Annotated in this window: 11 protein-coding genes; 10 read left to right on the forward strand and 1 reads right to left on the reverse strand. The window is 59.8% G+C overall.

Annotated elements, in window-relative coordinates; all coding sequences use genetic code 11:
• Positions 1 to 7: 7 nt before the first annotated feature.
• From rpmE to J2Y86_RS19880, 3 genes are all read left to right on the forward strand, one after another.
• Positions 8 to 238, forward strand: a complete 231-nt coding sequence (rpmE, locus tag J2Y86_RS19870) for a 50S ribosomal protein L31 (RefSeq protein WP_253435226.1) — start codon at positions 8 to 10, stop codon at positions 236 to 238.
• 14 nt (positions 239 to 252) lie between these two features.
• Positions 253 to 1,053, forward strand: a complete 801-nt coding sequence (locus J2Y86_RS19875; protein ID WP_253435229.1) for a thermonuclease family protein — start codon at positions 253 to 255, stop codon at positions 1,051 to 1,053.
• 182 nt (positions 1,054 to 1,235) lie between these two features.
• Positions 1,236 to 2,504, forward strand: coding sequence for a malic enzyme-like NAD(P)-binding protein (locus J2Y86_RS19880; RefSeq protein ID WP_253435232.1), 1,269 nt, complete (start codon positions 1,236 to 1,238; stop codon positions 2,502 to 2,504).
• A gap of 264 nt (positions 2,505 to 2,768) precedes the next feature.
• Here J2Y86_RS19880 and J2Y86_RS19885 read toward each other — a convergent pair whose 3' ends face one another.
• Complete coding sequence (locus J2Y86_RS19885) at positions 2,769 to 5,204, reverse strand: penicillin-binding protein 1A (protein ID WP_437180688.1); 2,436 nt, start codon at positions 5,202 to 5,204, stop codon at positions 2,769 to 2,771.
• 219 nt (positions 5,205 to 5,423) lie between these two features.
• Between J2Y86_RS19885 and J2Y86_RS19890 the strand changes: the two genes are divergently transcribed.
• From J2Y86_RS19890 to aroB, 7 genes are all read left to right on the forward strand, one after another.
• Positions 5,424 to 6,488 (forward strand): pilus assembly protein PilM, encoded by a 1,065-nt coding sequence (locus J2Y86_RS19890; protein WP_253435238.1) that lies wholly within the window; start codon positions 5,424 to 5,426, stop codon positions 6,486 to 6,488.
• On the forward strand, positions 6,488 to 7,051 hold the full coding sequence (locus J2Y86_RS19895; protein ID WP_253435241.1) for a PilN domain-containing protein: 564 nt from the start codon (positions 6,488 to 6,490) through the stop codon (positions 7,049 to 7,051). The genes J2Y86_RS19890 and J2Y86_RS19895 overlap by 1 nt, the downstream gene beginning before the upstream one ends.
• Positions 7,048 to 7,671, forward strand: a complete 624-nt coding sequence (gene pilO / locus J2Y86_RS19900) for a type 4a pilus biogenesis protein PilO (RefSeq protein WP_214380303.1) — start codon at positions 7,048 to 7,050, stop codon at positions 7,669 to 7,671. The genes J2Y86_RS19895 and pilO overlap by 4 nt, the downstream gene beginning before the upstream one ends.
• Entirely contained in the window at positions 7,668 to 8,195 is a 528-nt protein-coding gene (locus J2Y86_RS19905) for a pilus assembly protein PilP (protein ID WP_253435244.1), read from the forward strand. Before pilO ends, J2Y86_RS19905 begins: the two co-directional genes overlap by 4 nt.
• Positions 8,196 to 8,208: 13 nt before the next feature.
• Positions 8,209 to 10,296, forward strand: a complete 2,088-nt coding sequence (pilQ, locus tag J2Y86_RS19910) for a type IV pilus secretin PilQ (RefSeq protein WP_253435247.1) — start codon at positions 8,209 to 8,211, stop codon at positions 10,294 to 10,296.
• Positions 10,297 to 10,300: 4 nt separating this feature from the next.
• Entirely contained in the window at positions 10,301 to 10,819 is a 519-nt protein-coding gene (gene aroK, locus J2Y86_RS19915; RefSeq protein WP_017336125.1) for a shikimate kinase AroK, read from the forward strand.
• 151 nt (positions 10,820 to 10,970) lie between these two features.
• Positions 10,971 to 12,071 carry a 3-dehydroquinate synthase gene (gene aroB / locus J2Y86_RS19920; protein ID WP_253435250.1) on the forward strand — a complete coding sequence of 367 codons (1,101 nt, stop codon included), beginning with the start codon at positions 10,971 to 10,973 and terminating at the stop codon, positions 12,069 to 12,071.
• Positions 12,072 to 12,079: the final 8 nt, after the last annotated feature.

Below are 12,079 nucleotides of genomic sequence, written 5' to 3' on the forward strand. Positions count from 1 at the left end.
AGACACCATGAAAGCTGATATCCATCCAGATTATCCAGTCATTGCTGTTACTTGCAGCTGTGGCAACAAGTTCGAAACTCGTTCGACCTTCGGCAAAGCTCTGCCGATCGACGTTTGCAACGAGTGCCACCCGTTCTACACCGGTAAGCAGAAGACTCTGGACACTGGCGGCCGCGTTCAGCGCTTCGCAGACCGTTTCGGTGCTTTCGGCAAGAAACCTGCTGCTGCAGCAGAGTAAGGTTCGAAAGCCCCATGGGCTTTACCTTGCTAATGAAAAAGGCGTCCCTTGCGGGCGCCTTTTTTGTGTCCGCGATTTGGCTTTCCGGCGCCCAGGCCTTCTGCCCGGTGCCGAACGGCCTGGCCACGGCCGCGGTGCAGCGAGTGGTGGATGGCGACACCGTGCGCCTGAGCGATGGCCGCAGTGTGCGCATGATCGGCTTGAACACGCCTGAGCTGGGCAAGCAGGGCCGCTCCGACGAGCCGTTCGCCGTGGCGGCGCGCAAACGTCTGGAAGCATTGGTCGCCGCCAGCGACGGGCGGGTCGGCGTGCTCCCGGGTAAGGAGAGCAAGGATCACTACGGTCGCACCCTTGCGCATCTTTATGGCACCGATGGCGCCAACCTCGAAGCGCAAATGCTCGCAGAAGGGCTCGGTTTCCAGGTGGCGGTCGCGCCGAATGTCGATCTGGTTGCCTGTCAGCAAGCGGCGGAACGCAGTGCACGGCAGGCCGGGCTCGGCGTGTGGCGTCAGTCACCTGTACTGAAAGCGGAGCAGATCAACACGTCCGGTTTCGCCATGGTCAGTGGGCGTGTGAGCAAGGTTCAACGCAATCGCGGCGGCGTTTGGATCGAGTTGCAGGATGCGCTTGTATTGCGTGTTGCACCCAATTTGCTGGGCCAGTTCGATGTCGCGGCGCTGGAGCGCCTGAAGGGCATGCAGATCGAGGCGCGTGGCTGGGTCGTGGACCGTTCCCGCCGTGGCGGGTTGCAACCGGGGCAAGCGCGCTGGCTCCTGCCGTTGACCGATCCGGCGATGTTGCAAGCGGCGCCCTGACAAAAAATTGTAGACATTTTTTAGCTTGATTGTGAACAGTGCATCCCTTGTGTTCCGTGGCTCTTGGCCCAAAGTCGTAAGGCCGGGCGCTTGACAGGGGTGACTGGTCAGTCTTGTGGGGACTTTGCGAGGCGCGTATCCTCGCTGACCAGTCTGTCCAACAGTAAAAGCGGAATGCCCCCATGTCTGATTTGAAAACTGCCGCTCTCGAATATCACGCCCATCCTCGTCCAGGTAAGCTGAGTGTCGAGCTCACCAAGGCCACCGCTACCGCCCGCGACCTGTCGCTGGCCTACAGCCCCGGCGTAGCCGAACCAGTACGCGAAATCGCTCGCGATCCTGAGCTGGCCTACAAATACACCGGCAAAGGCAACCTGGTTGCAGTCATTTCCGATGGCACCGCGATTCTGGGCCTGGGCAACCTCGGTCCTTTGGCTTCCAAGCCAGTGATGGAAGGTAAAGGCGTGCTGTTCAAGCGCTTCGCCGGCATCGACGTGTTCGACATCGAAGTCGATTCCGAAAGCCCGCAAGCCTTCATCGACACCGTCAAGCGCATTTCCATCACCTTCGGTGGCATCAACCTGGAAGACATCAAGGCACCTGAGTGCTTTGAGATCGAGCGCGCTCTGATCGAGCAGTGCGACATTCCGGTGTTCCACGATGACCAGCACGGCACCGCGATCGTTACCGCGGCCGGCATGATCAACGCCCTGGAAATCGCTGGCAAAACCCTCGCTGACGCAAAGATCGTCTGCCTGGGCGCCGGTGCCGCCGCCATCTCCTGCATGAAGTTGCTGGTGAGCATGGGCGCCAACATCGAAAACATCTTCATGGTTGACCGTACCGGCGTGATCCACTCCGGCCGTGACGACCTGAACCAGTACAAGGCTGTCTTCGCTCACGCGACCGACAAGCGCACCCTGGCCGACGCCCTGGCCGGCGCTGACGTGTTCGTTGGCCTGTCCGGCCCGAACCTGCTGAGCGCTGAAGGCCTGAAATCCATGGCGGCCAACCCGATCGTGTTCGCGTGCTCGAACCCGGATCCGGAAATCTCCCCGGAACTGGCTCACGCTACCCGTGACGACGTGATCATGGCGACCGGCCGTTCGGACTACCCGAACCAGGTCAACAACGTACTGGGCTTCCCGTTCATCTTCCGTGGTGCCCTGGACGTTCGCGCCAAGCGCATCAACGAAGAAATGAAAGTGGCAGCCGCCAACGCCCTGCGTGAATTGGCCAAGCTGCCAGTGCCTCAGGAAGTGTGCGACGCCTACGGCGGCATCAAGCTGGAATTCGGTCGTGAGTACATCATCCCGAAACCAATGGATGCCCGCCTGATCACCGTGATCTCCGATGCTGTGGCTAAAGCTGCCATCGAGACCGGTGTGGCCACCCTGCCGTATCCGAAGAACTACCCGCTGAAAAGCGTGGATGACGTGTTCAACGGCTAAGTCGTTGTAGCGCTTCAACCGAAAGCCCCGGCTCTTGTGAGTCGGGGCTTTTTTTTTCTGCAGGTTTGTGTGGCCAGTGAGGGCCTCTTCGCGGGCAAGCCCGCTCCCACAGGGATTGCGGTGATACACATTTCTTCAATACGCCACAGATCCTTGTGGGAGCGGGCTTGCCCGCGAAGAGGCCCTCAAAGACAACACAAAACCTGCAAGCAATAAAAAGCCCCGCACTTCTTTCGAAGGCGGGGCTTTTCGGTGCCGCTGCGATCAGAAGAGATCGATCGGCGCCGCTTCATCCGCTGGCAATGGACTGCCCGGCGCATTGCCGTTACCCAGCTCATTCACCGATGGCGGTGTGTCTTCGGCCTTGAACAGCTCGAAGTACGCGCCTGGCGTGCCAGGGGTGGCTGCACGGCCACTGACCGGATCAACCCGCAGGCTCAGAATGCCTTCCGGCTCTGGCTGCGTATGCGGCGGCTTGTCCTTGAGCGCGGCCGCCATGTAATTCATCCAGATCGGCAGCGCCACAGTACCGCCGAACTCCCGTTTGCCCAGGCTTTCCGGCTGGTCGAAACCGGTCCAGACGGTGGTGACATAATCGGCGTTGTAGCCCGAGAACCACGCATCCTTGGATTCGTTGGTGGTACCGGTCTTGCCCGCGATGTCCGGGCGACCCAAGGCCAGTGCGCGGCGGCCTGTGCCGAGTTTGATCACGTCCTCGAGCATGCTGTTGAGGATGTAAGTGGTGCGGCCATCGACGATGCGTTCGGCCACGGCAGGTGCTTGAGGGACTGGTTGGCCCGGCGCCTCGCCAGGCGTCGCGTTGACCGTAAAGGCCTGGGCGGCGGGGGCGGCAATGCCATCCGGGGCGACATCACCTTTCGGCACGCTCGGTGGGTTGGCCACGAACAGCGTATCGCCGTTTCGGCTTTCGATCTTGTCGATGATGTACGGGCTGACCTTGTAGCCGCCGTTGGCAAACGTGCTCCAGCCGGTGGCGATTTCCATTGGCGTCAGGGTCGCGGTGCCCAGGGCCAGCGACAGGTTGCGCGGCAGGTCCTGTTTGTTGAAGCCGAACTTGCTGATGTAGTCGATGGTGCGATCAACGCCCAGCGCTTGCACCAGACGGATCGACACCAGGTTGCGCGACTTGTACAGCCCTTCGCGCAGACGGATCGGGCCGAGGAAGGTGTTGGTGTCGTTCTTCGGCCGCCAGACCTTGTCCAGGTATTCGTCGACGAACACGATCGGTGCGTCGTTCACCAGGCTGGCGGCGGTGTAGCCGTTATCCAGCGCGGCACTGTAGACGAACGGCTTGAAGCTCGAGCCCGGCTGACGCTTGGCCTGCAGGGCGCGGTTGTAGTTACTTTGCTCGAAGGCGAAGCCGCCGACCAGGGAGCGAATGGCGCCGTTCTGCGGATCAAGGGAAACCAGCGCGCCTTGTGCCTGCGGGATCTGGCTGAACTTCAGCGAGTTGTCCGGCTGGCGCTGCACGCGAATCAGGTCGCCGACCTGGGCGACGTCAGACGGCTGCTTCGGATTGGCGCCCATGCTGTTGGTGTTCAGGAAAGGCCGCGCCCATTTCATGCTGTCCCAAGCGATGTGCTCATCGCCGGTGCGGGTCATCACCTGCAAGCCGGTCTTGTCGACCTGGGTGACGATGGCAGGTTCAAGGCTGCTGATGGTGCGCTGTTTGGTCAGCTCGGTGGCCCAAGCCTCACGCGTCTTGCCCGGCAGGCGCGATTCAGGACCGCGATAACCGTGACGCTGATCGTAGGTCATCAAGCCTTCGTGAAGTGCGGTGTTGGCCATTTCCTGGAGGTTGCTTGGTACGGTGGTCGTGACGCGGAAGCCTTCGGTGTACGCATCGCTGCCATAGCGGCCGACCATTTCGGCGCGCGCCATTTCAGCGATGTAAGGTGCGTTCACTTCCGGAGTCGGCACGTGATAGCTGGCGTTCAGCGGCTCGTTGATCGCAGCGGTGTAATCGGCTTCGGTGATTTTGCCGAGCTTGTACATGCGTCCGAGGATCCAGTCGCGACGTTCCTTGCTGCGCGCCGGGTTGGCCAGCGGGTTGAAGCGCGACGGAGCTTTAGGCAGTCCGGCGATCATTGCCATCTGCGCCAGGCTGACGTCACGGATCGACTTGCCGTAATAAACCTGCGCCGCCGCCTCAATGCCGTAAGCTCGGTTACCCAGGTAGATCTTGTTCACGTACAACTCGAGGATCTCATCCTTGGTCAGTTGCCGTTCGATCTGCAGGGCCAGGAGGATTTCAGTGGTCTTGCGCGAGAAGCTGCGTTCGCTGGTCAGGAAGAAGTTCTTCGCCACCTGCATGGTGATGGTGCTGCCACCGGACTGGATGTGGCCGCTTTTGACCAATTGGGTGGCGGCGCGCATCAGGCTGCTGGGATCGACGCCGTAATGGTTGGCGAAATTGTCGTCTTCAGCACTTAGTAACGCATTTATGAAATTGGGGGGAATGTCGGCGAAACGGATCGGAGTACGGCGCATTTCGCCAAATTCTGCGATCAACTTGTTGTCGCTGCTGTAGACCCGCAATGGAATCTGCAACTGAATGCTTCTCAGCGCCTCCACAGACGGCAATCCGGGGCTAAGGTAAAGAAAAGCACCGCTCAGACCAAGAAGCAGTCCGCAGAATACGGCGACGATGGACCAACCGAAAAACTTCAGCAGACGAATCAAGGCTTTGGGATATCCAGGGCAAAGAATGAATGAGGCATCAGGGTTCAGGTTAAAAGGAGAACGACCCGCGCTTGACGTGAAAACCGGAAAAAAACGCTGGGCATTATAAGCATTTTTCCGTCGAGGGCGTCATTGGCGCTGCTGTCAAGACGGGTGGATTGAACGCAATGAACATTACAGAGTCCGTAACTCACGGATAGTCATAGGGAATTGGTAGTGCTAGGACTCTTCAATAAAAAGGCCAATACGCTGTTGGGGATCGACATCAGCTCCACGTCGGTAAAGCTTCTTGAGCTAAGCCGTCAGGGCGACCGCTACCGGGTCGAGGCCTATGCGGTAGAGCCGCTGCCAGCCAGTGCAGTGGTCGAAAAAAATATCGCCGAGCTCGAAGGCGTGGGTCAGGCACTGTCACGCGTGCTGCTCAAGGCCCGAACCAATATCAGGAACGTCGCGGTGGCGGTGGCCGGTTCGGCAGTGATCACCAAGACCATCGAAATGGATGCCGGTCTTTCCGACGACGAGTTGGAAAACCAGCTGAAAATCGAGGCTGATCAATACATCCCTTATCCGCTGGATGAAGTGGCCATCGACTTCGAAGTCCAGGGTCCATCGGCGCGCAACCCCGAGCGGGTCAACGTGTTGCTGGCAGCCTGTCGCAAGGAAAACGTCGAAGTCCGTGAAGCGGCGCTCGCGCTGGCCGGTCTGACCGCTCGCGTGGTCGATGTCGAGGCCTACGCGCTGGAGCGATCCTTCGGTTTGCTGACCGGACAGCTGGCAGCCTCTCAGGAGCGCCTGACGGTTGCCGTGGTCGACATCGGTGCGACCATGACCACGCTCAGCGTCCTGTTCAATGGACGCATCATCTACACCCGCGAACAATTGTTCGGCGGCCGTCAGCTGACGGAAGAAATCCAGCGACGTTATGGGCTGACCCTCGAACAAGCAGGGTTGGCAAAGAAGCAGGGCGGTTTGCCGGACGACTACGTCAGTGAAGTGCTGCAGCCGTTTCGTGATGCGCTGGTGCAGCAGGTGTCGCGGTCATTGCAGTTTTTCTTCGCCTCCGGGCAGTACAACGCTGTCGATCACATCTTGCTGGCCGGTGGCACCGCTTCGGTCCCGGGGCTGGACCGCTTGATCGAGCAACGCTTGGGCACGCCGACGCAGGTGGCCAATCCCTTCTCGGACATGACCCTGAGCAGCAAGGTCAACGCCGGCGCCCTGGCCAGTGATGCACCGGCGCTGATGATCGCTTGCGGGCTGGCCCTCAGGAGTTTCGACTGATGGCGCGGATCAACCTTTTACCCTGGCGCGAAGAACTTCGGGAACAGCGCCGCAAGCGCTTCTTGCTGGCGCTGGTCGGAGTGCTGCTGGGTTCCGTGGGCGCGGTGCTGATTGCGGACCGGGCCATCAGTGGCGCCATCGATCGACAAATCGCCCGAAACGAATACATCGGTAAACAGATTACGGTGGTCGACGAGCGGATCAAGCAGATCAGTGACCTGAAAGCCCGACGCCAGCAACTGGTCGAGCGCATGCGCATCATTCAGGACCTGCAAGGCAATCGTCCGATCAGTGGGCGAATCTTCGATCAATTAGCGCGTACCTTGCCGGACGGGGTGTATTTCACCGAGGTGAAAATGGAAGGCAAAACCCTGTCCATTACCGGTGCGGCAGATTCCAATAACCGCGTGTCGGACCTGATGCGCAATCTGGATGCATCGGACTGGTTCGACGCGCCAACCCTGACGGAAGTCAAGGCAACCACCGCCGGACAGCTGGATCAGGCCAACGTCTTTCAGTTGACCGTGCGTCAGACCCAGCCTGCTGCGGAGGCCGTTCAATGAGTCCGGCCGAATGGTTTGAAGGCTTGCGCAAGATCGACATCAACGATCTGGACACCAACAACATGGGCTCCTGGCCGCCCGCCATCAAGGCGCTGGCGGGTGTGCTGTTGATGATCCTGGTATTGGCTCTGGGCTACAGCTTTTCCATCAGCGACCTTGAGAGTCAGCTCGAACTCAAACGCGAGGAAGAGTCGACGCTCAAGGAGCAATTCGCCACCAAGGCACACATGGCGGCGAATCTGGAGCTGTACATCCAGCAGATGAAGGAAATGGAGAATTCCTTTGGCGTGCTCTTGCGGCAATTGCCCAGCGACACCGAAGTACCTGGCCTGCTGGAGGACATCACTAGAACCGGCCTGGGCAGTGGCCTGGAGTTCGAAGAAATCAAACTGCTGCCGGAGGTCACCCAGCCGTTTTACATCGAACTGCCGATCCAGATCACCGTCACCGGCGCGTATCACGACCTCGCCACCTTCGTCAGTGGCGTGGCCGGGTTGCCGCGAATCGTCACCCTGCATGATTTCGATCTCGCGCCGGCCAACCCCGAGGGCGGGACGAAATTGCGCATGAGCATTCTCGCCAAGACTTACCGCTATAACGACAAGGGGCTGCAGAAATGAGCCCGATTCGTTTTCTGTCGATGATTGGAATACTGGTCGTTCTGGCCGGTTGTGGCGGCGACTCTGACTTCGGCGACCTGGACGCGTACATGAACGAAATGCGCCTGCGTGCGCCGGGCAGGATTGAACCAACGCCGACATTCCGGTCTTACCCAACGTTCACCTATAACGCCGCCAACCTGCGAAGCCCGTTTTCCCGGCAGGTCAAAGTCGACCTGGCTGGCCAGAAACACGGCTCGCGCAACGTCAGGCCTGACCCCAATCGGGTCAAGCAGTATCTCGAAGGTTTCAACATCGAGCAGTTTGAAATGGTCGGCACGATCTCCAATGCGACTGGCTCCTTTGCGCTCTTGCGCGGAGCAGGTGGTGTGCATCGGTTGAAGGTCGGCGATTACCTGGGACGTAACGATGGGCGGATCGTGGCCATCAGCGGCTCGCAAGTCGATGTGGTCGAAATCGTTCCCGACGGCGAAGGCGCCTGGCTGGAACGGCCGCGGACCATCCCTTTGAAAGAGCACTCATAGTGGAACTCGAATAATGAACAGGATTTTCGCAACCTTCGGAATTTCGCTATGGATAGCGTTGCTGTCGCCGATGGTACAAGCGGCCAACCTCAAGGCGCTGGATGTCGCTGCGCTGCCGGGAGACCGCGTCGAGTTGAAGTTGTCTTTCGATGGCGCGCCACCGGTGCCCCACGGTTACACCACGGAGCAGCCTGCGCGGATTGCGCTGGACCTGCCCGGTGTGGTCAACCAGCTGTCGAGCAAGACCCGTGACCTGGGCGGCGGTAATGCCCGCAGCGCCACAGTGGTGGAAGCCAAGGACCGTACGCGGCTGATCATCAACCTGACTCAACTGACCCCGTACACCGCTCGTGTCGAAGGCAATAATCTGTTTGTGGTGGTCGGGCGGGGAGCGAGTAACGCGGCCTCGGCACCCGCAGCCAAGCCGCCACGCGTCGCCACGGCCACTCCGGCGCCGGCCAAGGCCTATGCGCCGGTGAGCAAGGCGATCCGGGGCGTGGATTTCCAGCGCGGCACCCAGGGTGAAGGCAATGTGGTCATCGATCTGTCGGATCCGTCCATTGCTCCGGACATTCAGGAGCGCGATGGCAAGATTGTCGTCGGTTTCGCCAGGACCCAATTGCCGGAACCGTTGCGGGTCCGGCTGGACGTCAAGGATTTCGCCACCCCTGTGCAATTCGTCAACGCCAGCGCTACGGGAGACCGGGCGACCATCAGCATTGAGCCCAGTGGCGCGTTTGATTACTCGACCTATCAGACCGACAACAAGCTGACCGTCAGCATCCGCCCGATGACCGTGGACGACTTGCAGAAACGCAACGCCGAGCGTTTTGCCTACACCGGGGAAAAGCTCTCGCTGAACTTCCAGGACATTGACGTGCGCTCGGTGCTGCAACTGATTGCCGATTTTACCAACCTCAATCTGGTGGCCAGCGACACCGTGCAGGGCGGCATTACCTTGCGCTTGCAGAACGTGCCGTGGGATCAGGCGCTGGACCTGGTGTTGAAGACCAAGGGACTGGATAAACGCAAGATCGGCAACGTGCTGCTGGTGGCGCCGGCTGATGAAATTGCCGCTCGCGAGCGCCAGGAACTCGAATCGCAGAAGCAGATCGCCGAACTGGCGCCTTTGCGCCGCGAGCTGCTGCAAGTCAATTACGCCAAGGCGGCCGATATCGCCAAGCTGTTCCAGTCGGTGACCAGTGCCGAGGCGAAAGTCGACGAACGGGGCTCAATCACCGTCGACGAACGAACCAATAACATCATTGCCTATCAGACCCAGGACCGCCTTGATGAGCTGCGCCGTATCGTCGCGCAACTGGATATTCCGGTGCGTCAGGTGATGATCGAGGCACGGATCGTCGAAGCCAACGTCGATTACGATAAGAGTCTCGGCGTGCGCTGGGGCGGGTCGATCCAGAACAAGGGCAACTGGAACACGTCCGGGGTCAGCAACGGTGCCAACGCGTCGTCGACCATCGGCACGCCTGGCAGCACCAGTACCAACTCACCGTTCGTCGACATGGGCACTGCCGGCAACACCTCGGGGCTCGGCATCGCCTTCATCACCGACAATGTGCTGCTGGATCTCGAGCTGACCGCGATGGAAAAAACCGGTAACGGTGAAATCGTCTCGCAACCCAAGGTGGTCACCTCCGACAAGGAAACCGCCAAAATCCTCAAGGGCACCGAGATTCCCTATCAGGAAGCCAGCTCCAGTGGCGCTACCTCCGTGTCATTCAAGGAAGCCTCCCTGTCGCTGGAGGTGACGCCGCAGATCACGCCGGACAACCGGATCATCATGGAGGTCAAGGTCACCAAGGACGAACCGGACTACCTGAACAAGGTGCAGGATGTGCCGCCCATCAAGAAAAACGAGGTCAACGCCAAGGTCCTCGTCAATGACGGCGAGACCATCGTGATCGGTGGTGTTTTCTCAAATACTCAGAGCAAGGTTGTAGATAAGGTGCCATTTCTCGGTGATGTGCCGTATCTTGGCCGCCTTTTCCGGCGTGACGTGGTTTCGGAGAAAAAATCCGAGCTGCTGGTATTTCTCACTCCGCGTATCATGAACAACCAGGCGATTGCTGTGAGTCATTGATTCTGTGCGAAATTTGATTCTTGTTGGACCGATGGGGGCTGGAAAAAGCACCATCGGCCGGTTGCTGGCCAAAGAGCTGCGCCTGCCATTCAAAGATTCCGATAAGGAAATTGAATTGCGCACGGGCGCCAATATCCCATGGATTTTCGATAAGGAAGGCGAACCGGGCTTTCGTGACCGCGAGCAGGCGATGATTGCCGAGCTGTGCGGCTGCGATGGCGTGGTGCTGGCGACCGGAGGCGGCGCGGTGATGCGCGAAGCCAATCGTCGGGCACTGCGTGCCGGTGGTCGGGTGGTTTATCTGCATGCTTCCGTTGAGCAGCAGGTTGGCCGCACCGCTCGTGACCGCAATCGACCCCTGTTGCGTACTGCCGACCCGGCCAAGACCCTTCGGGACCTGCTGGAGTTGCGCGATCCGTTGTATCGGGAAATCGCCGACCTGGTGGTGGAAACCGATGAGCGACCGCCGCGAATGGTGGTGCTCGACATTCTTGACCGCCTGCAGCAGCTGCCTCCCCGTTAAAGCTCAGCGCGAAATGCGCTATCCTCGGCGTCCTGCCACGACCGCTCAAGGTTGTGGCGCGAGGTTGCCGGACGGCGTCACACCAGCAGATGCCATGGACATTCGATAACTCAAGGCAGGACGCCTGATTCCATCTTCACTGTGGGGACACATGCAGACACTCAAGGTCGATCTAGGCGAGCGCAGCTACCCGATTCATATTGGCGAAGGTTTGTTGGATCAGCCTGAGCTGCTGGCCCCGCATATTCGCGGGCGGCAAGTGGCGATCATCTCCAACGAAACCGTTGCGCCGCTCTATCTCGAACGTCTGACCCGCAGCCTTGCGCAGTTCTCGGTGATTTCCGTGGTGCTGCCCGACGGCGAAGCCTTCAAGACCTGGGAAACCCTGCAACTGATTTTCGACGGCCTGCTGACCGCGCGCCATGATCGCCGTACCACCGTGATCGCCCTCGGCGGCGGTGTGATTGGTGACATGGCCGGTTTTGCTGCCGCCTGCTACCAGCGCGGTGTCGATTTCATTCAGGTCCCGACCACCTTGCTGTCGCAAGTCGACTCCTCGGTAGGTGGCAAGACCGGGATCAATCATCCGCTGGGCAAGAACATGGTCGGCGCCTTCTATCAGCCGAACGTGGTGCTGATCGATACCGCCTCCCTCAATACGTTGCCGGCCCGCGAGTTGTCCGCCGGGCTGGCTGAAGTCATCAAGTACGGGCTGATTTGCGACGAGCCGTTCCTCACCTGGCTCGAAGAAAACGTCGATCGCCTGCGTGCGCTGGACCAGGTCGCCCTGACGTATGCGATCGAGCGGTCCTGCGCAGCCAAAGCGGCGGTGGTCGGTGCCGATGAGAAGGAAACCGGCGTTCGTGCCACCTTGAACCTGGGACACACCTTCGGCCATGCCATCGAAACCCACATGGGATATGGTGTGTGGCTGCATGGTGAAGCGGTCGCTGCTGGCACCGTAATGGCCTTGGAAATGTCCACGCGCCTGGGCTGGATCAGCGAGCAGGAGCGTGATCGTGGCATTCGCCTGTTCCAGCGTGCAGGCCTGCCGGTCATCCCGCCTGAAGAGATGACTGAAGCCGATTTTCTCGAACACATGGCAATTGACAAGAAAGTGATCGACGGTCGTTTGCGCCTGGTGCTGCTGCGCCGCATGGGCGAAGCGGTAGTGACCGACGATTATCCGAAAGAGGTTCTACAGGCCACGCTGGGAGCGGACTATCGCGCCCTGGCTCAGCTTAAAGGTTAATAGATTCC

Source organism: Pseudomonas migulae, from assembly GCF_024169315.1.
Taxonomy (GTDB): Bacteria; Pseudomonadota; Gammaproteobacteria; order Pseudomonadales; family Pseudomonadaceae; genus Aquipseudomonas; species Aquipseudomonas migulae_B.